General features: G+C 59.5%; 20 protein-coding genes. 6 read left to right on the forward strand and 14 right to left on the reverse strand.

Annotated features, from left to right (window positions below):
- Window positions 1–179: 179 nt before the first annotated feature.
- A complete protein-coding gene (locus AA74_RS0119605) occupies window positions 180–1577 on the reverse strand; it encodes a NarK family nitrate/nitrite MFS transporter (RefSeq protein WP_021240343.1) in 1398 nt (465 codons plus the stop codon).
- A 309-nt stretch (window positions 1578–1886) separates the two neighbouring features.
- Here AA74_RS0119605 and narX point away from each other — a divergent pair, with 309 nt between their 5' ends.
- Both narX and narL read left to right on the forward strand, forming a co-directional pair.
- Window positions 1887–3683 (forward strand): nitrate/nitrite two-component system sensor histidine kinase NarX, encoded by a 1797-nt coding sequence (gene narX, locus AA74_RS0119610; RefSeq protein WP_021240344.1) that lies wholly within the window; start codon window positions 1887–1889, stop codon window positions 3681–3683.
- Entirely contained in the window at window positions 3676–4326 is a 651-nt protein-coding gene (gene narL / locus AA74_RS0119615) for a two-component system response regulator NarL (protein ID WP_008499531.1), read from the forward strand. Before narX ends, narL begins: the two co-directional genes overlap by 8 nt.
- Before the next feature lie 3 nt (window positions 4327–4329).
- On the opposite strand, the gene AA74_RS0119620 is transcribed toward narL, so the two are convergent.
- From AA74_RS0119620 to nasR, 7 genes are all read right to left on the reverse strand, one after another.
- Window positions 4330–5736, reverse strand: coding sequence for a YchO/YchP family invasin (locus AA74_RS0119620; protein WP_021240345.1), 1407 nt, complete (start codon window positions 5734–5736; stop codon window positions 4330–4332).
- A gap of 47 nt (window positions 5737–5783) precedes the next feature.
- Window positions 5784–8309, reverse strand: a complete 2526-nt coding sequence (locus AA74_RS0119625; protein WP_025913093.1) for a nitrate reductase — start codon at window positions 8307–8309, stop codon at window positions 5784–5786.
- Window positions 8306–12292: a nitrite reductase large subunit NirB gene (nirB, locus tag AA74_RS0119630; RefSeq protein ID WP_084832428.1), complete on the reverse strand. Its 3987-nt coding sequence runs from the start codon at window positions 12290–12292 to the stop codon at window positions 8306–8308. The genes AA74_RS0119625 and nirB overlap by 4 nt, the downstream gene beginning before the upstream one ends.
- Window positions 12293–12305: 13 nt before the next feature.
- Window positions 12306–13094, reverse strand: a complete 789-nt coding sequence (locus tag AA74_RS0119635) for an ABC transporter ATP-binding protein (RefSeq protein WP_021240347.1) — start codon at window positions 13092–13094, stop codon at window positions 12306–12308.
- A 9-nt stretch (window positions 13095–13103) separates the two neighbouring features.
- A complete protein-coding gene (gene ntrB, locus AA74_RS0119640) occupies window positions 13104–13982 on the reverse strand; it encodes a nitrate ABC transporter permease (RefSeq protein ID WP_008499525.1) in 879 nt (292 codons plus the stop codon).
- A gap of 2 nt (window positions 13983–13984) precedes the next feature.
- Window positions 13985–15232 (reverse strand): CmpA/NrtA family ABC transporter substrate-binding protein, encoded by a 1248-nt coding sequence (locus tag AA74_RS0119645; protein ID WP_023344359.1) that lies wholly within the window; start codon window positions 15230–15232, stop codon window positions 13985–13987.
- A gap of 228 nt (window positions 15233–15460) precedes the next feature.
- The gene (gene nasR, locus AA74_RS0119650; RefSeq protein WP_025913095.1) at window positions 15461–16645 is read right to left on the reverse strand and encodes a nitrate regulatory protein NasR; all 1185 of its coding nucleotides are present in this window, start codon (window positions 16643–16645) and stop codon (window positions 15461–15463) included.
- 72 nt (window positions 16646–16717) lie between these two features.
- Here nasR and AA74_RS0119655 point away from each other — a divergent pair, with 72 nt between their 5' ends.
- The 3 genes from AA74_RS0119655 (at window position 16718) to AA74_RS0119665 (ending at window position 19413) form a co-directional block, all read left to right on the forward strand.
- Window positions 16718–17071, forward strand: coding sequence for a DsrE/DsrF/TusD sulfur relay family protein (locus AA74_RS0119655; protein ID WP_025913096.1), 354 nt, complete (start codon window positions 16718–16720; stop codon window positions 17069–17071).
- A 106-nt stretch (window positions 17072–17177) separates the two neighbouring features.
- Window positions 17178–18962 carry a methyl-accepting chemotaxis protein gene (locus AA74_RS0119660; RefSeq protein WP_025913097.1) on the forward strand — a complete coding sequence of 595 codons (1785 nt, stop codon included), beginning with the start codon at window positions 17178–17180 and terminating at the stop codon, window positions 18960–18962.
- A gap of 211 nt (window positions 18963–19173) precedes the next feature.
- The gene (locus AA74_RS0119665) at window positions 19174–19413 is read left to right on the forward strand and encodes a DUF1883 domain-containing protein (protein ID WP_008499520.1); all 240 of its coding nucleotides are present in this window, start codon (window positions 19174–19176) and stop codon (window positions 19411–19413) included.
- A gap of 29 nt (window positions 19414–19442) precedes the next feature.
- Here AA74_RS0119665 and AA74_RS0119670 read toward each other — a convergent pair whose 3' ends face one another.
- Window positions 19443–20138 (reverse strand): gamma-glutamylcyclotransferase, encoded by a 696-nt coding sequence (locus tag AA74_RS0119670; protein WP_023292215.1) that lies wholly within the window; start codon window positions 20136–20138, stop codon window positions 19443–19445.
- 177 nt (window positions 20139–20315) lie between these two features.
- Entirely contained in the window at window positions 20316–20546 is a 231-nt protein-coding gene (chaB, locus tag AA74_RS0119675; RefSeq protein ID WP_008499518.1) for a putative cation transport regulator ChaB, read from the reverse strand.
- A gap of 270 nt (window positions 20547–20816) precedes the next feature.
- On the opposite strand from chaB, the gene chaA reads away from it, so the two are divergent.
- Window positions 20817–21917, forward strand: coding sequence for a sodium-potassium/proton antiporter ChaA (gene chaA / locus AA74_RS0119680; RefSeq protein ID WP_008499517.1), 1101 nt, complete (start codon window positions 20817–20819; stop codon window positions 21915–21917).
- A 74-nt stretch (window positions 21918–21991) separates the two neighbouring features.
- On the opposite strand, the gene kdsA is transcribed toward chaA, so the two are convergent.
- The 4 genes from kdsA to prfA form a co-directional block, all read right to left on the reverse strand.
- Window positions 21992–22846, reverse strand: coding sequence for a 3-deoxy-8-phosphooctulonate synthase (gene kdsA / locus AA74_RS0119685; RefSeq protein WP_025913098.1), 855 nt, complete (start codon window positions 22844–22846; stop codon window positions 21992–21994).
- 36 nt (window positions 22847–22882) lie between these two features.
- The gene (gene sirB1, locus AA74_RS0119690; protein WP_023292212.1) at window positions 22883–23692 is read right to left on the reverse strand and encodes an invasion regulator SirB1; all 810 of its coding nucleotides are present in this window, start codon (window positions 23690–23692) and stop codon (window positions 22883–22885) included.
- 121 nt (window positions 23693–23813) lie between these two features.
- Window positions 23814–24644, reverse strand: coding sequence for a peptide chain release factor N(5)-glutamine methyltransferase (gene prmC / locus AA74_RS0119695; protein WP_025913099.1), 831 nt, complete (start codon window positions 24642–24644; stop codon window positions 23814–23816).
- Window positions 24644–25726, reverse strand: a complete 1083-nt coding sequence (prfA, locus tag AA74_RS0119700; protein ID WP_021240360.1) for a peptide chain release factor 1 — start codon at window positions 25724–25726, stop codon at window positions 24644–24646. The genes prmC and prfA overlap by 1 nt, the downstream gene beginning before the upstream one ends.
- Window positions 25727–25752 lie beyond the last annotated feature (26 nt).

Here is a 25752-nt window from a genome sequence, read left to right on the forward strand (position 1 = left end):
ATCCTACAAAAGACCAGGCAAAATTTAACATCTCAGGTATTAAGGGGTAGAGCGCCCTGGAAAGCGATGGCGATCACAGTGTTGCCTGCGGAGTTCCTCAGCTGGGCTTTCAGTATGTTGTAACTATTTTGGCCCCAAAAAAAACGCGGCCCGAAGGCCGCGTAAACGGATAATCACACTTACTTATTTTTTTTGGTATTACGGCCATATACCAGCCACGTAATCACAACGCAGGCGATATAGAAGATGAGGAAGACCTTCATTGCACCCGCCGGAGAGCCGGTCAGATCCAGCGAGATGCCGAACGCTTTCGGAATAAAGAAGCCGCCAATTGCGCCAATCGCAGAGATAAAGCCCAGTGCTGCAGCCGTATCCGTTGCCGCTTCACGCATCGCCTGCTCTTCGCTTCCGCCCTGCGCCTTCACGCGGTCCATCGTCAGCTTACGGAAGATCACGGAGATCATCTGGAAGGTAGACGCACTCCCCAGCCCGGCCGTCAGGAACAGCACCATAAATACGCCGAAGAAGGCGATGAAGCTCCCGCCCTGTCCGTCAGCAGGCAGCGTCAGGAACAGCAGCGCACAGAAGACTGCCATCACGACGAAGTTAACCAGCGTCACGCGGGTCCCGCCCAGACGGTCGGATACCATGCCGCCCAGCGAACGCGCCAGGGCGCCAATAAACGGACCGAAGAAGGCGAATTGCAGGATCTGCACGTCCGGGAACTGCGTTTTCGACAGCATCGCGAAGCCCGCCGAGAAGCCGATAAACGAACCGAAGGTCGCCAGATACAGCAGCGCCATCACCCAGAGGTGTCCACGCTTCAGCACCGGCAGCTGTTCGCTCAGCGACGCCTTCGACGCGGACAGGTCATTCATAAAGAACCAGGCTGCAAGGGTGAAGACCACGAGGAACGGCACCCAGATCCAGGCTGCGTTTTGCAGATAGAGGGAAGAACCATCCGCCTGCTCAACGCCACCGCCGCCAAAGGCTGCAAAAATGGAGACCGAGATCGCCAGGGGAGCGATCAGCTGCATCACGCTCACGCCCATATTGCCCAGACCGCCGTTAATCCCCAGCGCGCCGCCCTGCTTCGCTTTCGGGAAGAAGAAGCTGATGTTCGCCATGCTGGAGGCGAAGTTCGCCCCGGCAAAGCCGCACAGCAGGGAGATAATCACGAACACGCTGAACGGCGTTGAGGTATCCTGCACCGCGAAGCCGAGCCACACGCAAGGGACGATCATGATGCCCGTACTGAACGCCGTCCAGCGACGGCCGCCGAAGACCGGCACCATAAACGCGTAAGGGACGCGCAGCAGAGCGCCTGACAGCGACGGCAGCGCGGTCAGCATAAACAGCTGATCGGTTGTGAACGTAAACCCGACTTTGGGCAGGTTTACCGCCACCGCGCTAAACAACATCCAGACGCAAAACGCTAACAACAAGCACGGCACGGAAATCCACAGATTCCGGCTTGCTACACGATGGCCGCGCTGTTGCCAGAACGCCGGATCCTCTGGACGCCAGTCAGTAATAACGGCACCATTTTCCCTTTCGGGAGCGGATGAGTGACTCATAGACACCTCTGATTCTCGAATGATGCTGCAAACATTAGGGTTTTAGGGCGGCGGTAAGTTGATATAAATCAAAGGAAAAGTGGGAGGATTTGCGGCGTAAAATAAGGCCTCACCCTTAGTGAGTAGGCTAATTCGGTAAAAAAGACGTGGTTTTTCACGGCACTGACGGTTCCCTGCAGCGCCCACCTCTCCCCCCCTACTCCGTTGGCAATTTAGGGGTAATCCTTTATTGGTATGGGTATACTCCAGGGTATGCACCAGAATAGCGCCATTCCTGCAAGCAGGCCACGTCAGGAGCACGCCCACTCTATGTTAAAAAGATGCTTATCTCCGCTAACGCTCGTGAATCAGCTCGCCCTGATTGTTTTGCTGTCCACCGCCATCGGCGTGACCGGCATGGCGATCTCCGGCTGGCTGGTACAAGGGGTACAGGGTAATGCGCATGCCATCAACGAGGCAGGCTCGCTACGCATGCAGAGTTACCGTCTGCTGGCGGCGGTTCCGCTGACGCAGGACGATCGGCCTTTAATCGATGAAATGGAGCGCACGGCGTTCAGCCCCGAGCTGGAAAATGCCGCCATCCGTGCCGGTCAGCAATCCCAGTTGAACGCCCTTCAGGGGTACTGGCACACCCAGCTGCAGCCGGGCCTGAAACAGGCGCGCAGTACAGAAGCCGTTGCCCAGGACGTGGCGGGGTTTGTCTCCCGCATTGACGCGCTGGTCTCCGCGTTCGACCAGACGACCGAATTACGCATCGACCGGGTGGTGATGGTGCACCGGGCCATGGCGCTGTTTATGGGGCTGCTGCTGATCTTCACCATCGTCTGGCTCCGCGCGCGTCTGCTGAATCCCTGGAAACAGCTGCTGGCGATGGCCCGCGCGGTCACCGCACGCGATTTTACCCAGCGCACGCACATTAGCGGGCGCAACGAGATGGCCATGCTCGGCCAGGCACTCAATACCATGTCGGCCGAGCTCTCCGAGAGCTACGCGGTGCTGGAGCAGCGCGTACAGGAAAAAACGGCCGGGCTGGAGCAGAAAAACGAGATCCTCTCTTTCCTCTGGCAGGCCAACCGTCGCTTGCACATGCAGGTGCCGCTATGTGAACGTCTCTCACCGGTGCTGAATGGCCTGCAAAAGCTGACCCTGCTGCGCGATCTGGAGCTGCGGGTCTACGATGTGGAAGACGAAGAGAACCACCAGGAATTTACCTGTCAGTCCGATATGTCCTGCGATGACAAAGGCTGCCATCTTTGCCCTCGAGGCCTGCCGCCGCTGACCTCCGGCGGCACGACGCTGAAGTGGCGCCTGACGGACAGCCACACTCAGTACGGCATTCTGCTGGCCACCCTGCCAACCGGACGCCACCTGAGCCACGACCAGCAGCAGTTGGTGGATACGCTGGTTGAACAGCTGACGGCCACGCTGGCGCTCGACAGGCATCAGGAAAAACAGCAGCAGCTGATCGTCATGGAAGAGCGCGCGACCATCGCCCGCGAGCTGCACGACTCCATCGCCCAGTCGCTTTCCTGTATGAAAATGCAGGTGAGCTGCCTGCAGATGCAGGATGCGGAGATGCCCGACAGCAACAAGCAGCTGCTCAGCCAGATCCGCAACGAGCTGAACACCTCTTGGGTGCAGCTGCGCGAGCTGCTGACCACCTTCCGTCTGCAGCTGACCGAGCCGGGCCTGCGCCCGGCGCTGGAATCCAGCTGTCACGAATTTAGCGCCCGGCTGGGGTTCCCGGTGAAGCTGGATTACCAGCTGCCGCCGCGCTTTGTCCCCTCCCATCAGGCCATACATTTACTGCAGATCGCCCGCGAAGCGCTGAGCAACGTGCTTAAACACGCTGAAGCAACGGCGGTCACGGTCACCGTCAGCCAGCACGACAATCAGGTGAAACTGACGGTTCACGATAACGGCCGCGGCGTGCCGGAAAATGCCGAACGCACTAACCACTATGGTTTAATCATTATGCGAGACCGCGCCCAAAGCCTGCGCGGTGATTGCCAGGTTCGCCGGAGAGAGACGGGCGGCACGGAAGTTGTCGTCACCTTTATTCCCGAGAAACCGCTTACAACTGCTCAAGGAGATACCCATGACTAATCAGGAACCGGCATCCATCCTGTTGATCGACGACCATCCGATGCTGCGTACTGGCGTGAAACAGCTGGTCAGCATGGCGCCCGATATCACCGTGGTGGGCGAAGCCAGCAACGGCGAACAGGGCATTGAGCTTGCCGAATCCCTCGATCCCGATCTGATCCTGCTCGATCTGAATATGCCGGGCATGAACGGACTGGAGACCCTCGACAAGCTGCGGGAAAAATCGCTTTCCGGACGCATCGTCGTCTTTAGCGTGTCGAACCATGAAGAGGATGTGGTCACGGCGCTGAAGCGCGGGGCAGATGGCTATCTGCTGAAAGACATGGAGCCGGAAGATCTGCTTAAGGCGCTGCAGCAGGCGGCGGCGGGCGAGATGGTATTGAGCGAAGCCTTAACGCCGGTGCTGGCCGCCAGCCTGCGCGCTAACCGCGCCACCTCTGACCGTGACGTCAGCCAGCTCACGCCGCGCGAGCGCGACATTCTCAAGCTCATTGCCCAGGGCCTGCCGAACAAGATGATCGCTCGCCGCCTGGACATCACCGAAAGCACGGTCAAAGTGCACGTGAAGCATATGCTGAAGAAAATGAAGTTAAAATCTCGCGTTGAAGCCGCCGTGTGGGTGCATCAGGAACGCATTTTCTAAGGATTACTCCTCCGGCAGCAGCTTCCAGCGCGGGTCGTCATCAGGCAATGCGACCAGCGGCTGCACCACAGCAAGCGTGATCTCATTGGACGAGACGCGCTGGCCTTTCTCATCTTCTACCACCGCCGAGAGGTGCCAGCGGTTTGTCGCACCTTCCTGTTCATTCCAGGCAGGTATAATCACGCTCCAGCCGTCTGCGCTGTTACTTTTGGCCGGCGACGTCAGGCTCAATGCCTGCGTATCCCCCTGCCAGTGGATCTGACGGATGCCGTGCGTGCTGCGAACCTGCAGCTTCAGCATAACGGTCTCGCCCCCTTTCAGATCCCACGGCGGCGTGGCCAGCCAGACGGACAGCGTTTTACGCTGGCGGAACTCCATCACCGGCAGGCTAGTGCGCTCCGGTGAATCGTAGCGGCTGCCGCGCAGGGATCGCGTCGCGGCGACCTCATCGGCGGAAAGCTGCTTAGCCAGCGGCACGCCAAAGCGGTAGTTGAGCTTCAGTCCAAGGTTATTCTGGCTCTCGCCGCTTTCGCCCTGCTTGTGCCCGGCGGTCAACGTGACCAGCGGCACGGGGGTATAGTTAAGCCCCAGATTGACCGCAACCGGGTTGTGGTACCCGGTTCCACTGTTGAACAGGTCAACGTTATCGCCAAAGTACTGCTCAACGCTGACGCTGGTGTTCAGGTGATGAAACCACGGCAGCCAGGCTTTAGCGGTCACGTCATATCCGCGCGCCATGCGCTGCTCCTGAACGTCAGATCGCGCGCGCCATCCGGCAAAGGGCTGATAGTAGTTCGCTGAGAGGCGCAGATTTTCCCCCCACGCTTCCGCGCCCAGCCCGGCACGCTGCAGGTTTTCATCCAGAAGATTATCGTAAAAGGTGTTGTAGCCCAGAAGCCATTTCCCGGCGACCCAGCGCTGACCGATTCCGGCGTTACTGACCAGGCCATCCGTCTGCTGCGTCAGACCAAGCTGGCTCCAGCTGAGGTAGCGGTTAGTATCATTCCACGGAATAAACCAGCTCCCGCTGCTGCCGTTAAATTTGCCGTCATTATCCACCAGCACGTTCACGCTGGCGTTTCCCCAGGGCGACAGCCAGGACTCAATCTGCTGGTTCACTTCCCCGCTTACCGCGTCGCGCACCTGACCAAAGGCAAACTGACGCGCCTGCTCGCCGGTCGTCAGCCCGTTGTCGGTCATGCTGGCTTCACCGAAGGCTTTCGCCATTTCGGCGAGGTGTTTCTCCCCTTCGCCCGTTGGCGCCGCCAGGCCGAGATCGGGCAGACTATCCCCATTATTATCAAAGGGGTGCTGCGCCTGATGCATAAAGGAATTCGGCGCACCGTGAACGGCTCCGGCCGTAAGAAGGGGGAGTAAAAACAGCAAACGAATGCGGGACGATACAGCCATCAACGTCGTCAATAAGAACCTGTGTTTATGAATAAACTCTTATTATGTTAACGCGTTAAGCCCTGAAATGCAGTTCTGGCGGACATTTCAGGATTATCCTGAAACAGCCCTTTCAGCTCCGGCACGCAGGAACCACAGTTCGTACCACAGCGCAGCTTCGCCCCCAGCGCGGTGACGGAATCATACCCTCCGGCAATCGCCTCCCGTATCGCCTCTTCCCCGACGCTGAAACAGCTGCAGATAATGCGTCCCGGATCCGTCCCCCTCCCGACGCTCTGCCCGTTCAACAGGGCGTGGCGTTCTGCGGGCAGCACGGGGGGTGAATGAAAAGCGGCTTCAATCACCGTATGCGCCAGCGCCGGTAACGCGGTACCTTCCCAGAAACCCAGCATAAGCTGGCCTTCATGCCAGGCCAGCACGCTGCTGCGTTCACCGGTCTGCGCAACCTGCAGCTGCCAGCCCCGGCCGCTGGCGTATTCCATTACCCACGACAGCAGCGGTTTATCGCACGCCACCGTCAGGCGTGAAGCTTTACGCCACCAGTAAACCGAAGAGGGCATTTCCAGCCCTTCGCGGGCATAGAGTTCTCCCTGCCAGGCGGGCTGCCAGGGCAGGATTCTGACCGCGGTTTGTTTACTCTCCGGCTGGCCCGAAATCGGATCGCAGCGCCCTTCCACCAGCGCATTCACCTTTCCCTGGCGGGCAAACGCAGCGTTCCAGTGCATCGGGGCAAAAGCGTTCCCTTCACGCTGGGCGTCGCTGATGCGCACTCTTGCTACCATGACGCCGCGCGGCGAACTGATGCGCGCCAGCTGGCCGTCGCACAGGGAAAACCGAACGGCGTCTGCGGGGCAAACCTCAACAAAGGGTTCGGCGATATGCTGCATCAGCCTGGCCACATATCCTGTTCGCGTCATGGTATGCCACTGATCGCGGATGCGCCCCGAGTTGAGAATCACCGGGTATAACGCGCTGACCGTCGCACCGTGCGACTGTGGGTCAACGGGAACAATGTTTCGGCACGGGAAATCCCCCCCAGGCCACTGCCAGGGATCAAGCCGCTCCCACTCCTCACGGGTTAACGTAGCCAGGTCATGAAGGTTTAACGCCCGCGCGCCGTCATTTTCAAAGGCCGTCAGCGCCGCATGCTCGCAAAAAATCTCGTGCGGATGTTGCCAGGCAAAGGCCTCGCCGTAGCCCAGCTGCTTTGCCACCTGCGCGACGATCCACCAGTCCGGCTTTGCCTCACCGGGCGCGGGCAGAAACGCGCGCTGGCGCGAAATGCGTCGCTCGGAATTGGTTACCGTGCCGTCCTTCTCTCCCCAGGCCAGCGCCGGAAAGCGAATATGGGCAAACCGGCTGGTGTCGGTATCATTCATCACCTCAGAGACAATCACCAACGGGCAGCGCCCCAGCGCCTGACACACCGCGTGGCTGTCCGGCAGCGACACGGCAGGATTGGTGCCCATGATCCACACTGCCTTCACCTCGCCGCGGGCAATGGCGTCAAACAGCTCCACCGCCATCAAGCCCGGCGTCTGCGCAAGCCGTTCCGTTCCCCAGAAACGCGCCACCCGCGAGAGATCGTCCGGCTCGAAGTTCATGTGCGCCGCCAGCTGATTTGCCAGCCCGCCCACCTCTCTTCCGCCCATCGCGTTTGGCTGTCCGGTCAGCGAAAACGGGCCGCAGCCCGGACGGTTAAATTTCCCGCTGGCAAGGTGCACGTTAATGATGGCGCTGCACTTGTCGCTGCCGCTGGAGGACTGGTTGATTCCCATGGTGTAGAGCGTGATGGCCCGGGGGGCCGTCATAAACCAGTCGTAAAACGTACCAATATCCTGCGGCGAGAGGCTGCAAAACGCCGCCACGCGGGATATCGGCCACGCGTCCGTTCCCTGAATGACATTAAGCAGACCGACGAACAGCCCGGCGTCGCTGCCGGGAGTGAGCGCCAGATGCAGGTCAGCAATTTCACAGGAAGCGGTTCTGCGCGGATCGATGACCACCACTTTCATCTCCGGATTGTTGTGCTTTGCCTGTACCAGGCGCTGATACAGCACCGGATGCGTCCAGGCCGCGTTTGAGCCCACCAGCACCACCAGATCGCTGTTTTCCACATCCTCGTAGCTGCACGGCACGACGTCTTCACCAAAGGCGCGCTTGTAGCCAACGACCGCCGATGACATGCAGAGCCGGGAGTTGGTATCAATGTTCGCCGCGCCGATAAACCCTTTCATCAGCTTATTGGCGGCGTAATAATCCTCGGTAAGCAATTGCCCGGACGCGTAAAACGCCACCGCCTGCGGCCCCCATTTGTCGATAATGTCCTGGAGGCGCTCGCCTGCGGCTCCCAGCGCCTGCGCCCAGGCCACCTCAGCACCGTCAACAACGGGGCGCAGCAATCGCCCCTGTAACCCCATTGTTTCCGCCAGGGCCGATCCTTTCACGCACAAGCGGCCAAAGTTCGCAGGATGGGTTTCATCCCCCCGAACGCTGACCGCTTCACCTTCCACGCGGGCGACCACGCCGCAGCCGACCCCGCAGTAGGGACATGTTGTCCGGGTTTCCGTCATGAGGCCTCCGCACGCATTACCAGGGCATCATTACCGACCCACACCTTGCCGTTCTCAATTTTGACCGGCCAGGCGCGCACCGCGGGTTCGCCGTTCTCCACCTGACAGCCGTCGCGCAGGCGGATACGCTGCTTGTAGAGCGGGGAGATCACCACCGGCTCCCCCGCCGCATCGCCAAGAATGCCGCGGGAAAGCACGTTCGCGCTGCTGCCAGGCTCCCGATCGTCGAGGGCGTAAACGGTTTTGCCAAAGCGGAACAGCGCGATCGGCTTACGCCCAAGCCGCGCGCCGATTCCCGCCTGCTCGGGGATATCGTCGATGCCGCAGATTTCCTGCCAGCGCTTGCTTTCATCAGACGGCGCGACGTTCACCGCGGTGCGGAACAGCGCCAGACGGTTTGGATCGTTAAGCGTGGTCTGCCATTCGCACTGATACGTCTCTACCACCCGCGCCATCTCCAGCTCCAGCTCGTGGGCGATACCCAGGCTGTCGTTGAGGATCACCTCCCGCAGGTAGTCGAGGCCGCCTTCCAGGTTGTCCATCCAGGTGCTGGTGCGCTGCAGGCGATCCGCCGTGCGGATATAGAACATCAGGAAACGGTCAACGGTGCGGATCAGCGTTTCATCATCGAGATCGCTGGCGAAGAGATCCGCGTGGCGCGGCTTCATCCCGCCGTTGCCGCACAGGTAGAGATTCCAGCCTTTGTCCGTGGCGATGACCCCCACGTCTTTACTCTGCGCCTCGGCGCATTCGCGGGTACACCCTGAGACCGCCATTTTGATTTTGTGCGGCGCGCGCAGGCCTTTGTAACGGTGCTCGAGCCTGACCGCGAGGCCGGTGGAGTCCTGCACGCCGTAGCGACACCAGGTCGACCCGACGCAGGATTTCACCGTGCGCAGGGATTTGCCGTAGGCGTGCCCGGTTTCAAATCCGGCTTCCACCAGCGCCTGCCAGATCTCCGGCAGCTGTTCCAGCGTGGCGCCAAACAGGTCGATACGCTGCCCGCCGGTGATTTTGCTGTACAGGCTGTAGCGTTTCGCAATCTGGCCGATGGCGATCAGCCCGTCGGCGGTCACTTCCCCCGCAGGCATGCGTGGCACGATGGAGTAAGTACCGTCCTTCTGGATATTGGCGAAGTAGCGGTCGTTGGTGTCCTGCAGCGGCAGGTGTGCCGGTTTCAGCAGATACTCGTTCCAGCAGGAGGCGAGCACTGACCCCACCAGTGGCTTACAAATTTCGCACCCGTGTCCCTGACCGTAGCGGCTAATGAGCTGGTCAAAGGTGCGGATATGGTTGACGCGCACGAGGTGGTAAATCTCCTGACGCGAGTACGGGAAGTGTTCGCAGATGTCCTTTTTCACCTCCACGCCCTGCGCCGCCAGCTGGAACTCCATCACCTGCTTCACCAGTGCGCTACATCCTCCGCAGCCGGTCGCCGCTTTGGTGCACTGCTTAATCGCGCCGATATCCGTTGCGCCCGCACTTACCGCCTGACAGATATCGCCTTTGCTGACGTTATGACACGAACAGATTTGTGCGCTTTCCGGCAGCGCTGCCACGCCGAGCGCTTTTGGCGCACTGCCTGACGACGCGGGTAATATCAGCGTTTCCGGCTCTTTTGGCAGGGCTATCCCGTTGAGCATCATCTGTACCAGCGTGGCGTATTCGCTGGCATCACCCACCAGCACGCCGCCGAGCAGCGTTTTGCCGTCGTGGCTGACCACGATTTTCTTGTAGATTTGCTGCGGGCCGTGCGTCCACTGGTAGCTCAGCGCCCCTGGGGTGCGGCCGTGAGCATCACCGAACGAGGCCACGTCCACGCCCAGCAGCTTGAGTTTGGTGCTCATATCCGCGCCGGCGAAGGTTTTCTCCTCTCCCGCCAGCGCGGCGGCGGCCACCCTCGCCATCTGGTAGCCGGGCGCAACCAGCCCGAAGATTTTCCCTTCCCACAGGGCGCATTCACCAATGGCCAGCATGTCCGGATCGGAGGTCTGACAGCGGTCGTCAATGCCGATCCCGCCGCGTTCGCCGATAGCCAGCCCGCTGCTGCGCGCCAGCGCGTCCTGGGGACGAATGCCGGCAGAAAAGACCACCATGTCTGTTTCCAGCTGTTCTCCATCGGCAAAGCGCAACACCAGCCCGCCGTCCGCGGCGGCGATCTCCGTCGTTGCTTTACTGGTATGCACACCGACGCCAAGCGCCTCGATTTTCTTGCGCAGCATCGCCGCGCCGTCGTTGTCGAGCTGGACCGCCATCAGGTTAGGCGCAAACTCCACCACGTGAGTTTCCAGCCCGAGCTGCTTCAGGGCATTCGCCGCCTCCAGCCCCAGCAGCCCGCCGCCAATCACGACACCGCGGCGTGAGCCCGCCGCGTGCGCCGCAATGTTGTCCAGGTCGTCAAGGGTGCGGTAGACAAAACAGCCCGGCAGATCGTTTCCCGGCACGGGCGGCACGAACGGGTATGAGCCGGTCGCCAGCACCAGCTTGTCCCAGTGGGTTTCGTGCCCGCTGGCGCTACGCACCACGCGCGCGTCGCGATCGATAGCGACAATCTGCTGCGACAGGCGCAGCTCAATGCCGTTGTCGGCAAAGAAATCCCCCTCCACCAGCGAAAGCGACGCCGCGCTGCGGCCGCCAAAATATTCCGACAGATGCACGCGGTCATAGGCGGCATAGCGCTCCTCGCCAAAGACAACGATCTGATACTGCTGATGCAGATTGCGGTTAACGCAGTCTTCGAGGAAATGATGGCCGACCATACCGTGCCCAACCACCACCAGAGTAGGTTTTGTCATAGCGTTCTGTCCTGCAACCTGCGGTTGCGTAGTGAAACGATCGAACAGCCAGTCCGCGTGCGCGGGCGCAGCCGTTGCCAGTAAATCGGTAAATGTTGCCGCGCTGCGGCAGTCCCCCATCAGCAGCACGCCAGCCAGCGCCCCCTGATGGATCAGTAAACGACGATAGTGACGGGTCAGCGGATCCCATGCGCTCCAGACCACATCGCCCTCCTGCTCTGCCGCGCGACCGAGGCTGAACAGCTCCACGCCGGTCACCTTGAGGCGCATGCCGTTGTCGGTCAGAACAAACGGCGCGGTGACGTCTCCGGCCAGCCGGGTGGCGAGGATATCCGCCTGCGCCAGACAGGGGGCGACCAGGCCAAACGTCTGGCCGTCAATTTCACAGCACTCGCCAATGGCGTAGACGTCCGGCACGGAGGTTTGCATCTGGTGATCCACCACGATGCCGCGCGCGCAGCGAATGCCGCTGGCCTGCGCCAGCACGACGTTAGGCTGCACGCCCGTCGCCAGCACCACGCGCGCGGCGGTGACGCTGCGTCCGTTCAGCAGCGTCACGCTATTCCCGTCAATCGCCGCGATGCCAGAGGCGAGCTCACAGCGCACGCCCCGCGCCGCCAGCGCCTCTTCCAGCAGCACGCCCGCCTGCTCATCCAGCTGCTGCTCCATCAGCCACGGACCGCGATGAACAAGCGTGACGTTGTCCCCTGAGCGCGCCAGCGCTGCCGCCGTCTCAACCCCGAGCACGCCGCCGCCCAGCACTACCGCCGGACCGGCGATCGCCCGAATGGCCCGGATATCCTCCAGGGTACGGAACGTGAAGACATGCGGCGCATCGCAGCCGGGGATCGGCGGAACAAAGGGCGTTGATCCGGTGGCAAACACCAGCGCATCCCAGCCCAGCGTGCGGGCGGTGGTTTGCACTTCCCGCGTGTCCACATTCACGGCGAGCGCCTTTTCCCCCCGCAGCACCGTCACGCCCCGTTCCTGGTACCAGTCGTCATTCTGAAGACAGATGCCCGCCGCCGTTTTTTCACCGCCCAGCACCGGCGAAAGCTGGATGCGGTTATAGGCATGCTCCGGCTCGTCACCGATGACGGTAATGGCGAAACGATCGGCAGCACGCCCGGTGAGCGAGGCAATCAGCCGCGTGGCCGCCATGCCATTTCCGATAATGACCAGTCGCATCAAAGCCCCCTCGCTACGCCGCTTTCGGCTGCTTTTCGTAGAGGAAATGCAGGATCTGCTGGCGCATGTGGTGATAGCGGCTGTCGTCAGCCAGCTGCACCCGGTTACGCGGGCGCGGCAGGTCAACGTGCAGGATCTCCCCGACGGTCGCCGCCGGGCCGTTGGTCATCATCAGCACGCGATCGGAGAGCAGCACCGCCTCGTCCACGTCGTGGGTAATCAGCACGATGGTGGTGTTCAGCGCCTGCTGGATCTGCATCACCGAGTCCTGCAGATGGGCGCGCGTCAGCGCATCCAGCGCGCCGAAGGGTTCATCCATCAGCAGGACTTTCGGCTTCATCGCCAGCGCGCGGGCAATCCCGACGCGCTGCTTCATGCCGCCGGAGATCTCCCCCGGGCGCTTGTGCAGGGCGTGCCCCATCTGCACGCGGTCGAGGTTGTGCTCAATCCACTCCCGGCGCTCCGCCTTGCTCATGCTGTGTCGAAACACGTGATCTACCGCCAGGGCCACGTTGTCGAAGCAGGTGAGCCACGGCAGCAGCGAATGGTTCTGGAATACCACCGCGCGCTCCGGACCCGGCCCGGCAATTTCGCGGTTGTCGCAAATCAGCCCGCCTTCCGTCGGCAGCGTGATCCCAGCGATAAGGTTAAGCAGCGTCGATTTACCGCAGCCGGAGTGCCCAATCAGGCTGACGGTTTCGCCCTCATGGATATCAAAGGAGACGTTCTGCAGCGCCAGAAATTCGCCGCTGGCGGTGGAAAAACGCTGGCTCACGGCCTGGACCTGGATTAATGGTTTCATGTTCGCTCCTTATTTTTCCTGCCAGCTAAAGCGACGGGCGATCAGCATCAGCCCCTGCTCCAGCAGCAGCCCGACCACGCCAATGATGACGATGGCGATGAGAATGTTTTCGACGTTGAGGTTGTTCCACTCGTTCCAGATCCAGAAACCGATCCCTAAACCGCCGGTCAGCATCTCGGCGGCGACAATCACCAGCCAGGCGATGCCGATGGAGAGGCGCACCCCGGTCAGCACTGCGGGCAGCACCGCCGGGAAGAGAATGCGGCGCATGATGGTCCACTCGGAAAGCTGCAGCACCCGGGCCACGTTGAGGTAGTCCTGCGGAATGCGGCGCACGCCTTCGGCGGTGTTGATCACCATCGGCCAGATGGAGCAGATAAAAATGGTCCAGCTCGACGCGGGCTCCGCTTTCTGGAACAGCAGCAGGCCGATGGGCAGCCAGGCCAGCGGGCTAACCGGGCGTAACAGCGCGATCAGCGGGCCGAACATGCGCGAAAAAAAGGTGAAGCGGCCAATCAGAAAGCCGAGCGGGATCCCGGCGAACGCGGCCAGGCCAAAGCCCACCGCCACGCGCTGTAATGAGGCGAGCACGTTCCAGCCGATGCCCATGTCGTTTGGCCCGTCGCGATAAAACGGATCGGCAAACAGGGTAATAGCGGAATCGAGCGTGCTGAGCGGCGTCGGGAAACCTTTGCTGTTAATCGCCGCCAGCTGCCAGAGCACCACCAGCAGTCCCAGCCCCAGAAAAGCCGGAATGATGCGCTGAAGGATCGCGTTAATCCGACGCGCAAACGTCGGCGTGCGGCGGCGAACCTGCACCGGAGGCAGGACAATCACCTCTCCACTCTCCGGCGTCTCGTGTGATTTTGTCTTTTGCAGATGCTGCATAATCAGGCCCCTTTACGGTGAATGGCGAAACGGCTGGCGTATCCTTCCGGGTCGGTACCGTTCCAGACGGTGCCGTCCATCAATGTGCTGCTGCGTAGTGGTGAAGTCGGTGTGGTAATGCCCCCCACCGCCGTGGCGGCATCCTGCCAGACCGCCGTCTGGTTAATGCGTTGTGCGATGCCCGCGTAGTCCGGGGCGGCTTTGAGCAAGCCCCAGCGGCGGAACTGGGTTAAGAACCACATGCCGTCGGAGAGATACGGGTAGCTGACGGCCCCCTCGTTGAAGAAGCGGATCGGGTGCGCGTCCTGCCAGCGCTGGCCCAGGCCGTTGTCGTACTCGCCGAGCATGCGTCCGGTGAGATACTGCTCTTTGCAGTTGAGCCACGCCCGGCGGGAGAGGATCTGCGCGGTTTCGCGTTTGTTTTCCGGGGAGGCCTCAATCCAGCGCGCCGCCTCCAGCACTGCGCTCACCAGCGCCCGGGCGGTGTGCGGGTTTTTCTCCACCCAGTCGCGACGCGTCCCGAGGATTTTTTCCGGATGGTCGGCCCAGACAGACTGCGACGTGGCGGCGGTAAAACCGATGCGGTCGTTGATGGCACGCGCGTTCCACGGCTCGCCGACGCAAAAGCCGACCATGTTGCCAATGCGCATGTTCATCACCATCTGCGGCGGCGGCACCACCACCGTGCGCACGTCGTCAAAGGGGTGAATGCCCGCGCTGGCCAGCCAGTAGTAGAGCCACATGGCGTGCGTCCCGGTCGGGAAGGTGTGCGCGAAGGTATAGGTGCCAGGCGCCTGCTGCCCAATCCGCTTTTTCAGCCCGTCAAGGTCATGAACGCCCTTCTCTGCCAGATCGCTGGAGAGCGTAATCGCCTGGCCGTTCTGGTTGAGGGTCATCAGGTTAGCCATCTGCTGTGGCTTGCCGGCGATGCCCAGCTCCAGTCCGTACAGCAGGCCGTAGAGAATGTGCGCGGCATCGAGTTCGCCCGCCACCAGCTTGTCGCGCACCGCCGCCCAGCTCGCCTCTTTGGTGGGCACGATGGTAATACCGTATTTTTTATCAAACCCTTTCAGCGCAGCGATAACCACCGGGGCACAGTCTGTCAGCGGGATAAACCCGATGCGTACTGTTTCCTGCTCCGGTTTATCCGAGCCTGCCGCCCATGCGGCCTGCATGACACCCGGCAACAGCATTGCACCACTCGCCAGCATGCTGGCCTGCAAAAAACGCCGTCTCGACAAATCCGCCATGACCACTCCTGAAAAAAAACCAAAAAAAAGCGCCCACGGTGCCGAAGCACCAGTGGACGCCTTTATCCCGAAGACGGATGCACCGCCGTTGGCGCATCGTCAAAAATGGTTAATCTGATAATGCAAAGTGAATGCCAGGTTTTAACACACCGTTTCTTGCGGCGCTTACCGTTATTCCCTCGCCTTTACGCACCGCAAACAGGCATAAAATGCCCACTGACCGTGCAGCTACTCCTTTGGTGTTACCTGCCATACATTCTTCACCATGAGCAGCGCGCGGGCGATATCCACCATCCTTTGGTTTTTGTCCATCGCCATTTTGCGCAGCGCCGTCCAGGCCTGTTCCTCACTCATATTCTGGTGATTCATCAGCACGCTCTTCGCTTTATCAATGATTTTGCGCTCTTCAAGCGTATCGCGCAGCGACGCAAGCTGACGTGAGAGCTGCTCTATCTCGCGCGCCTGCTGGCGAACCAGGGTAAGCAACGGTTTTTCCGGATAGCGGATCGGCGGGTCATCCTGTTCATCGCCGGGGGGCGCGTACTCATCGTCACGGTGAATGCATTCGTCCACCGCGACCATCAGATCGGCGATGATCGTCTCCTCCAGCGTGCGCAGATGCTCAAGGCGCGCGGTTTGCAGAGCAAACCAGGCCAGCGCGGTAAGGCCGTTATCGGCGGCGGGCTGGCGGGTACAGGCCACGCGCCGGAGCTGCTCCGTTTCACGATCGGGCTGACAGTGCATTGAAAAGGTGGTCTGAACGTCAGCGGAACTGTGTGAGAGAAAGATCTCAAAGCAGGCCTGCTGCCCGTCAATGCGGTCAACCAGCCTCTGACGAGTCACATCATCGAAAAAACCCTGCGTGAAGCCAATCGCCCCCAGCGCCCGCTCCTGTCCCGCCAGCTCCTTGCCCTGCATCAGGCTATAAAGCGCGACAAAACGTCCTGCGATTTGCGGATCGTCAATGCTGTCATTAAGCTGCGGCACGATACTGAGCAGATGGCGAAGCATGCGGGAGTAGTGTTCCATCGCCTGGGGTGCCGTTACCGTCTGCTGAATCACACCGTCACGCAGCGCGGGAAGCGTATCCAGGCTCAGGAGCGCGCCGCCGATGCGTTCACAGACGGCACTTCCCGGGATCGGCGACTGTGTTTCAAGAATGCCGTAAAGGGCAGCGAGGTTCTCATCCACCAGCGCCCGGCTGGCTTTGCATTCGGGGGCGTACAGCTTGCCCTGTGAGCAGAGCCAGACATTGGACGCCCCGCGCTCGCACTGTAACATGTGCACCAGTTGGCTAATGCCGTGCACAAGCACGCCCAGCTGTGCCAGCTTGCTGAACTGCTCCTGGCGCATCATCTTTGCGCGCGTGAGCCATTCGGCAGCGCCTGGCGAAATGCCTGCCATTAATGTCATGCTTACTCTCCCGGACAGCGAAACTCCGGGGAATTAAGCAATATTCGTGCCTTTATAAGAACAGGAGTCAACATGCAGAAGATTGTGATCGTCGCCAACGGTGCGGCCTACGGCAGCGAATCCCTTTTCAACAGCCTGCGCCTGGCGATCGCGCTACATGAAAAAGAGAGCGACCTGGCGTTACGCCTTTTTTTAATGTCGGACGCCGTCACCGCCGGGCTGAAGGGACAAAAGCCGGCCGAGGGCTATAACATTCAGCAGATGCTAGAGATCCTGACCGCACAAAACGTGCCGGTGAAGCTGTGCAAAACCTGCACCGACGGGCGCGGTATCACCGGGCTGCCGCTGATTGATGGCGTAGAAATTGGTACGCTGGTTGAACTGGCCGAGTGGACGCTGTCCGCTGATAAAGTATTAACTTTTTAATAATAAACCCATAAAAATATTATTTTCTTATGGACGCGGTTTCAGCATCAAGTTTACCTGCGGGGTTGCCGATAGGCATGGAAACAACACAGCAGGTATTTCACTTATGTTCAGATCGATTCGTGCACGCATCATCGCGGCGACGGCAGGCTGTCTGGTCGTCGCCCTTCTCCTCAATACCGTTATTAACTTCCAGGTCACACGCCAGGATAACCAGCAGTCACAGCGCGATATCCTGACCAGCACCAGCGCCAGCCATAACATGGCGATTGCCGACTGGGTAAAAAGCAAGATGACGGTTATCGCCGCTGCCCAGACCGTTGCGCTGAGTGACGACCCGGTTCCGGTGTTTAAACAGCTTGCGCAGGCGGGTGGATTCACCAACGTTTATGTCGGCTACGCCAGCAAAACGGCGAAATTCTCTGAGCCCGCGGGCGTACCTGCGGATTATGACCCGACCATTCGCCCGTGGTATCAGCAGGTGGTCAGCGCGGACGGCCCGGTCGTCACCGCGCCTTACGTTGATGCCGGTACCGGTAAACTGGTGGTGACCTTCGCCGTGCCGGTGAAAGAGAATGGCGCCCTGAAAGCGGTGGTGGCGGGCGATGTGGCCATGGACAGCGTGGTGGCGAACGTGCGCGGGATCCATCCAACTCCGTCCAGCAGCGGCTTGCTTCTGAACAGTGACGGCAGCGTGATTGCGGCTAACGATCCGGCTCTGACGCTTAAACCGTTTGCTGAGACCATCAAAGGCATCGATTTTGCTGCGCTGAAAAGCGGTAACCTTGTCGACGGTACGCTGAACGACGTCGAAAAAACCTTCGTGGCAACCGCCGTGCCGGGCACAAACTGGCTGCTGGTCGTCGCCCTCGACAGCGGTGATGCCACTTCCGGCATGCGTTCCCTGCTTAAAGCCTCGGCGATTTCGCTGGTGATCCTGGCGCTGCTGAGCGCGGCCATTGTTCACCTCCTGATTGCCCGTCTGCTGAAGCGCCTGTCGGACATTCGCGACGCGATGCACAACATTGCCAACGGGACTAACGACCTGTCGCAGCGTCTGCCTGACAGCGGTGAGGACGAGGTGGCGCAGATTGCCCAGGCCTTTAACGCCTTCAGCGATAAGCTGTCGGTGGTGATGGTGCAGCTCCGTGATGCCAGCGAGTCGGTGAAAAACGCCGCTCAGGAGATTGCGGCGGGTAACCAGGATCTCTCCGGACGTACCGAGCAGGCGGCGTCCAGCCTGCGCGAGACGGCCAGCGCCGTAGAGCAGATCACCGCCTCCGTGACCCAGTCGAACGAATCGGCGGCGGAAGCAAATGACCAGGCGAGCAAAGCCTCCGCGGCCGCGGCGCGCGGCGGCGAGGTGGTATCCCAGGCGATCAGCACCATGCAGTCCATCGAAGTCGCGTCGGCTAAAATTGGCGACATCACCAGCGTGATTGACGGTATCGCGTTCCAGACCAACATTCTGGCGCTGAATGCCTCCGTCGAGGCGGCCCGTGCCGGCGAGCAGGGGCGCGGGTTTGCCGTGGTGGCGGGCGAAGTGCGTAACCTGGCGAGCCGTAGCGCCCAGGCGGCGAAAGAGATCAAATCGCTGATTGATTCCACCACCGACAGCGTGGCCACCGGCTCCCGCTACGTGCATCTGGCCGGGGAAAGCATGGACGAGATCCGCTCGAGCATTGGCAGCGTCTCCGGCATCATGCGCGAAATCTCCATCGCCACCAGCGAGCAGATGAAAGGCATTCACGAAATTAACCACGCGGTGACCCACCTCGACCGCATGGTCCAGCAGAACGCCGAGCTGGTCGTGCAATCCGCCGCTGCCGCGGGCGCCCTGCAGAGCCAGGCGGGCGACCTTGCTGAAACCGCCGGCCATTTCCGCATTTAATTTTATACTGGCGCGCGTTTAGCGGGTAAAACGCGCGTCAGCTGAAATTTTGAGGAATTTTGTCATTTTTGTTTAATCGTTATGCCATTTTTTGATCAAAATCAGCATCCCTCCCCCTCCCCTTTGGTGTTATGCCATGAGTGAATTGTGAACAATATCACGCTCGGATATGGCTGCAGGGAGAGCGTTGTTTAAGACTACGGGGTAAAAAATGGCACTGGTAAAAACAAGTTTGAAACTGTTTGGCGGGGATACGGTAGTGGTGCGTTGCTCAGAGCGCTGCCGTATTCATCTGATGAGTGCGAAAGCACAAAAACAATCCCAGGCGGATATTCTCACCGTGCAGGATGATAACGCCTGGCTTACCGTGCCGTATACCGGCACCTGGGATGTGCTGATCGACAGCCACAGCCAGTCTCTGGAGCATTCTGTCAGTTACGTAGCAGCTTAAATTACGCGCCCGGCCAGCCGGGCGTATTATCAGGCAAAACCCGGTCGCAGCGTGCCGTTGAGCGGGTTTCCTTCCAGCAGCGCCTTCACCTTCACCACCAGCTCATTCAGACAATCGTCCTTCATGCCGAGGCGGGTCAGCTCCTGATCGAGAGAGAAGAGATACTGCGCGTTGGTACCCAGCGGCCCGCTGGCGGCGGCAATTAACGGGGCAATCACCTGCGTGCGGGTGTCCGCTTCATACAGCGGATGGCGCGGGTCCATAATAAACACCAGCGCATTGACGGTGCGTCCGTCGTCAAGATCCAGCTTGCACCAGCTCGGCATGTAGCAGCCGGTGATCATCTCACGCTTCCAGAGCAGCGTAAGCTCCTCTTCCAGGGTGGCATCCGGGAGGCGATACGCCACGCCCGTGGTGCGTCCGCCCTCTTTCAGTGCAAGCATACGCCCGGGCTGGCACGCGCTGCCGCGTCCGGCCGTCAGGCGCAGGCAAAATGCGCGATGCCAGCCAGGCAGCGTGCCCGTTGCCGATTCGACAAATTCGAGCGCCGGGTTCCACATCAGGGAGCCGTAGCCAAAAATCCATACCGGGCCATCATCCGGGCGGCAGGCAAGCGTGGCAGCGAGCGACGCCGCACGTTGTTCAGCTGACCAGAGAAGCGATTCCTCAATAGCACCAAATGCCGTCTTACAATCTGCCTTCATTAAGAAATCACGCGTTAACACTTTCCACCTCCGCCACTGCATGCTTCCTTGCGACATCTGTAATTCGCCTTCCCGGCCTTAGGTGCTGGTCATTTTGCCAGCAGTTGAATAACGATAAGCAATTAGCGGACCAGTTGCAATACAACGGCAGTTCAACCGCCTGAAAAGTCAAAATGAAGGCAGCGAATTATTTCAGGGCTATTTCTTTTTATGCCATTTATCGTCGTCTCCTTTTTCATATTCATGTTTTACAGCGGCCCAGGCGACTTTGTGTGCCGTCTCTTCACGGCTGGCATCATCCCGGCGATCGTCCTTATCTTTGTACTGATCCCAGGCACTGTTAAACGCCTCTTTGTAGATATCCTGCGCGTGAGCGGGCAGCACGTTTTGCACATTATCGGGTAATTCGCGTTTCGTTTTATAAGGCATCACTCACCTCTCTTTTGGTTAAAGAGATAAGTGTGGACGACGATATGGCAGCGTGCCACCCACACTTCATTTATGAATAATCGAAAACATTAACTTATTGTTATTAAACAAATATTAGGAGAATATGGTGAATTACAGGAATCAGGCGTGATAATTATTAAAAAAGGTAAAATTAAGTAAAAAATAAAGGGCATTTAACAGAGATCTGTTAATTTAATGACCTCAAAAATCTATCTATAATTACAAGCACCTGCATTGATGGAGAAGCACATGACAGCAACACACGAGGCGGTAAAGACCCGCCACAAGGAGACGTCTCTCATTTTCCCGGTTCTGGCACTGGCTGTGCTGCTCTTCTGGGGAAGCAGTCAGTCACTGCCAGTGGTGGTTGGTATCAATATTCTTGCCCTGGTCGGTATCTTAACCAGCGCATTTAGCGTCGTTCGCCATGCGGACGTATTGGCCCACCGTCTGGGCGAACCCTACGGATCGTTAATTCTCAGCCTTTCCGTTGTTATTCTCGAAGTCAGCCTGATTTCCGCGCTCATGGCCACCGGCGATGCCGCGCCGACGCTGATGCGCGACACGCTCTACTCGATCATTATGATTGTGACGGGTGGCCTGGTGGGCTTCTCTCTGCTGCTGGGCGGGCGTAAATTCGCGACCCAGTATATGAACCTGTTCGGCATAAAACAGTATCTGATTGCCCTCTTCCCGCTGGCGATTATCGTGCTGGTCTTCCCGATGGCGCTGCCGGGTGCCAACTTCTCCACCGGTCAGGCGCTGCTGGTTGCGCTGATTTCCGCAGCCATGTACGGCGTGTTCCTGTTGATTCAGACCAAAACGCACCAGAGCCTGTTTGTGTATGAGCATGAAGACGACAGCGACGACGATGACCCGCACCACGGTAAGCCGTCGGCCCACAGCAGCGCGTGGCATACGGTTTGGCTGATCGTGCATCTGATTGCGGTGATTGCCGTCACCAAGATGAACGCCAATCCGCTGGAAACGCTGTTAACCGAACTGAACGCGCCGGTCGCGTTTACCGGTTTCCTGGTGGCGCTGCTGATCCTGTCCCCGGAAGGGCTGGGGGCGCTGAAAGCCGTCTTAAACAATCAGGTGCAGCGCGCCATGAACCTGTTCTTCGGCTCCGTGCTGGCGACCATTTCACTCACCGTGCCGGTGGTGACCCTGATTGCCTTTATGACCGGTAACGAACTGCAGTTCGCGCTGGGCGCGCCAGAGATGATTGTGATGGTGGCCTCGTTGCTGCTGTGCCAGATTTCATTCTCAACCGGACGCACCAACGTGCTGAACGGCGCGGCGCATATGGCGCTGTTTGTGGCTTACTTGATGACAATTTTTGCGTAGTCTTTTTGCCCAGCGGCGCTGCGCTTACCCGGCAATATGTCCCATAAAAAAACCCGCCGAAGCGGGTTTTTTTATTATTTGCTGGTATCCAGCTCATCGAAGCTCTTGACCAGATCGTCAATCGCTTTGATCTGTTTCAGGAACGGCTCCAGCTTATCCAGCGGCAGCGCAGATGGGCCGTCGCATTTTGCGTTATCCGGATCCGGGTGCGCTTCAATGAACAGGCCAGCCAGGCCGGTTGCCATACCGGCGCGCGCCAGTTCGGTCACCTGAGCACGACGGCCACCGGACGCAGCGCCAAACGGGTCGCGGCACTGCAGCGCGTGGGTCACGTCGAAAATCACCGGAGACTGATTAGAGACGTTTTTCATCACGCTGAAGCCCAGCATATCCACAACCAGATTGTCATAACCGAAGTTGGAACCACGGTCGCACAGGATGACTTTGTCGTTGCCACCTTCGATAAATTTATCGACGATGTTGCCCATCTGACCCGGGCTCACGAACTGTGGTTTTTTTACGTTGATCACGGCACCGGTTTTCGCCATCGCGGCAACCAGGTCGGTCTGGCGAGCCAGGAACGCCGGGAGCTGAATCACATCAACCACGTCTGCCACCGGCTGCGCCTGAGTGGCTTCATGCACGTCGGTGATCACTTTCACGCCAAAGGTCTGCTTCAGCTCCTGGAAAATCTTCATCCCTTCTTCCAGGCCCGGGCCACGGTAAGAGTTGATGGAGGAGCGGTTGGCTTTGTCAAAAGAGGCTTTAAACACGTACGGGATGCCCAGCTTCTGGGTCACGGTCACGTAGTGCTCGCAGATACGCATGGCGAGGTCGCGGGATTCCAGCACGTTCATGCCGCCAAACAGCACGAACGGCAGGTCGTTTGCTACCTTGATATCACCAATGCTAACCACTTTTTGTTTCATAGGATCGCCTTATTCAGGTGTGAATCGGAATTAAGATTAATGCAGTGTAATTTGCTTGTGCGAGATCGCGTTGATCTGCGCACGAATCATTTCGCTAATAGGATCTTCCGGACACTGCTCGACGAAATAGCTCAGATCGTTCAGCGCCACGTGCTCACAATCGAGCTGGGCATAGATCAACCCACGGTCGCGAATTTCGTACGGGTCTTCCGGATTAAACTGCAGCAGCACTTCGCTGGCGCGCAGGGCCAGCTCCATCTGACGCTCTTCCATTAACGCAGACTTCAGCGTATCCAGCAGCTTGCGGATCACTTCTGCGTTATCCGCCTCGTCGAGATCTTCGTTGAAGAGCTCAGCCACCGGGCTGATATTGCCTTTCAGCCACACGTCCAGCGTATGTTCATCCAGCGTATCGCCGTTGAAGGGATTAATGAGCCACATCTCACCGTCCAGCCACTCCGCACGCAGGATCATCTGCGTCGGAAAAATGACCGGCACCAGTGGAATATCCAGGCGATGCGCAACCCAAAGCAAAATAGAACCCAGCGCAACGGCGCTCCCCTGACGATTTTTTAAGACCTGGTCCAGCCATAATGCGTCAGACAGGCGATACACGCCCCGCGTGTCGCAGAAACCCCATTCGCCGTAGAAAAGCTCAAGCAGCTTCTCTAATTGCCAGTCCTGCGGGCGCGCCTGATTGATCTCTTCACGCGCCAGGCAGACCAGATTCTCCAGCTCATCGTAGACGTACTGCGACGTAAAATCGTCGCGGATCATCTCAGAAATCAGGATCATGCCATCGCAAAGCGGCACTTTATTAAATTCGAAATCGGCTAAGGACTTCATGACTTACCCCAGTAACGACCGAGCGTACAGCGACGCCCGGGCGAGATAAAACTCAAAACGATGTAGATGATAACGCCAAACCGCCTTTCAGTCAGCCTTACGCCTTTATCAGTACCTGCGCTCATAACCACTGCCCCAGCGTCAGGCGTTCGTTGCCGCCGTAGTCGCGGCAGGTTTTGACATCGGCGTAGCCCGCCTGGGTAAAGAGCGCCCGCACGGCTTCCCCCTGCGTCCAGCCATGCTCCACCAGCAGCCAGCCGCCGGAAAGCAAATGTTGTCGTGACGTTGTCACAATGTGATCAAGGTCGGCTAAACCCTCCCTGGCGGCGACCAGCGCCGTCAGCGGTTCGAAGCGCACATCCCCCTGCGCAAGGTGCGGGTCACGCTCGTCAATATAGGGCGGGTTACTGACAATCACTCCGAACGTCTGCTTCTCCAGCGCGCTGAACCAGCTGCTTTGCAGCACCGTCACGTTGGTCAGGCCAAGACGTTCCACGTTACGCTGCGCCAGCGCCACCGCGTCGGGCATCACATCCACCGCCGTGATCGCGCAGTCGGGCCGTTCGGTAGCGAGCGCCAGGGCGATGGCCCCGGTCCCCGTTCCGAGATCGAGAATGCAGCAGGACGATGCGGGTAAGCGCGCCAGCGCCTGTTCAACAAGACACTCGGTGTCGGGGCGCGGGATCAGCGTTGCCGCCGAGACGTAAAGCGGTAACGACCAGAACTCGCGCTCGCCGACAAGGTGCGCCACCGGCTCGCCGGTTTTACGGCGGGCAAGCAGCGCGGCGAGCCGGGCTTCCTGTTCAGCAGTCAGTTCGGTTTCGCCGAAGGCCAGCAGGTACGTGCGGGCTTTACCCGTCACATGCTCAAGCAAAATTTCGGCATCGCGTTTCGGGCTTTCGCTTTCGGAAAGCTCACCGGCAGCCTCACGTAACCAGCGCTGAAAATCCATTATTCCTGCTCGGACAGTGCCGCCAGCTGGTCGGCCTGGTATTCCTGCACGATAGGCTCAATCAGCATATCCAGCTTGCCTTCCATTACTTCGTCCAGACGGTACAGCGTCAGGTTGATGCGGTGGTCAGTCACGCGCCCCTGCGGGAAGTTGTAGGTGCGGTTACGGTCGCTGCGATCGCCGCTGCCCAGCAGGTTACGACGCGTAGACGCTTCCGCCTGCTGGCGTTTCGCCATTTCGGCCGCGTGGATACGTGCGCCCAGCACGGAGAGCGCTTTGGCTTTGTTTTTGTGCTGGGAACGCTCGTCCTGACACTCCACCACGATGCCGGTCGGCAGGTGGGTAATACGGATGGCGGAGTCGGTGGTGTTAACGTGCTGACCCCCCGCCCCGGAGGAGCGGAAGGTATCAATACGCAGGTCAGCAGGATTGATGTCCGGCAGCTCCGCTTCCGGCAGCTCCGGCATCACCGCCACCGTACAGGCGGAGGTGTGGATTCGGCCCTGAGATTCGGTGGCCGGTACGCGCTGTACGCGGTGACCGCCGGATTCAAACTTGAGACGACCGTACACGCCGTCGCCGCTGATCTTGGCGATAACCTCTTTGTAGCCACCGTGTTCGCCTTCGTTGGCGCTCATGATCTCCACGCGCCAGCGACGCGACTCGGCGTAGCGGCTGTACATGCGGAACAGATCCCCGGCAAACAGCGCCGCTTCGTCCCCGCCGGTCCCGGCGCGGACTTCCACGAACGCGTTGCGCTCGTCGTCCGGATCTTTTGGCAGCAACAGCACCTGAAGCTGCTGCTCCATCTCCTCAGAACGCGCTTTCGCATCCTGCAACTCTTCCTGCGCCATCTCGCGCATTTCAGGATCGTCGAGCATCATCTGCGCGGTTTCGATATCTTCCTGAACCTGTCGCCAGTCGGTAAAGCATTTAGAAACATCACTTAACTGCGCGTATTCACGTGAAAGTGCGCGAAAACGTTCCTGGTCCGCAATGGTCCCGGCATCCCCGAGCAGCGCCTGGACTTCTTCATGGCGCTCGTGCAGAGCTTCCAGTTTAGCGACGATAGAAGGCTTCATAGGCGTAAGTGCACCTTGTCTTAGAA

It is taken from the genome of Enterobacter sp. 5-4 (genome assembly GCF_000612205.1).
Lineage (GTDB): Bacteria > Pseudomonadota > Gammaproteobacteria > Enterobacterales > Enterobacteriaceae > Enterobacter > Enterobacter roggenkampii.

Coding starts and splice junctions, on each gene's coding strand:
- AA74_RS0119605 (WP_021240343.1), bottom strand. CDS start 1,577: ATGAGTCACTCATCCGCTCCCGAAAGGGAAAATGGTGCCGTTATTACT.
- kdsA (WP_025913098.1), bottom strand. CDS start 22,846: ATGAAACAAAAAGTGGTTAGCATTGGTGATATCAAGGTAGCAAACGAC.
- narX (WP_021240344.1), top strand. CDS start 1,887: ATGTTAAAAAGATGCTTATCTCCGCTAACGCTCGTGAATCAGCTCGCC.
- nasR (WP_025913095.1), bottom strand. CDS start 16,645: ATGACATTAATGGCAGGCATTTCGCCAGGCGCTGCCGAATGGCTCACG.
- chaA (WP_008499517.1), top strand. CDS start 20,817: ATGACAGCAACACACGAGGCGGTAAAGACCCGCCACAAGGAGACGTCT.
- nirB (WP_084832428.1), bottom strand. CDS start 12,292: ATGCGACTGGTCATTATCGGAAATGGCATGGCGGCCACGCGGCTGATT.
- ntrB (WP_008499525.1), bottom strand. CDS start 13,982: ATGCAGCATCTGCAAAAGACAAAATCACACGAGACGCCGGAGAGTGGA.
- AA74_RS0119625 (WP_025913093.1), bottom strand. CDS start 8,309: ATGACGGAAACCCGGACAACATGTCCCTACTGCGGGGTCGGCTGCGGC.
- AA74_RS0119620 (WP_021240345.1), bottom strand. CDS start 5,736: ATGGCTGTATCGTCCCGCATTCGTTTGCTGTTTTTACTCCCCCTTCTT.
- chaB (WP_008499518.1), bottom strand. CDS start 20,546: ATGCCTTATAAAACGAAACGCGAATTACCCGATAATGTGCAAAACGTG.
- AA74_RS0119660 (WP_025913097.1), top strand. CDS start 17,178: ATGTTCAGATCGATTCGTGCACGCATCATCGCGGCGACGGCAGGCTGT.
- AA74_RS0119635 (WP_021240347.1), bottom strand. CDS start 13,094: ATGAAACCATTAATCCAGGTCCAGGCCGTGAGCCAGCGTTTTTCCACC.
- prmC (WP_025913099.1), bottom strand. CDS start 24,644: ATGGATTTTCAGCGCTGGTTACGTGAGGCTGCCGGTGAGCTTTCCGAA.
- prfA (WP_021240360.1), bottom strand. CDS start 25,726: ATGAAGCCTTCTATCGTCGCTAAACTGGAAGCTCTGCACGAGCGCCAT.
- AA74_RS0119645 (WP_023344359.1), bottom strand. CDS start 15,232: ATGGCGGATTTGTCGAGACGGCGTTTTTTGCAGGCCAGCATGCTGGCG.
- AA74_RS0119665 (WP_008499520.1), top strand. CDS start 19,174: ATGGCACTGGTAAAAACAAGTTTGAAACTGTTTGGCGGGGATACGGTA.
- narL (WP_008499531.1), top strand. CDS start 3,676: ATGACTAATCAGGAACCGGCATCCATCCTGTTGATCGACGACCATCCG.
- AA74_RS0119655 (WP_025913096.1), top strand. CDS start 16,718: ATGCAGAAGATTGTGATCGTCGCCAACGGTGCGGCCTACGGCAGCGAA.
- sirB1 (WP_023292212.1), bottom strand. CDS start 23,692: ATGAAGTCCTTAGCCGATTTCGAATTTAATAAAGTGCCGCTTTGCGAT.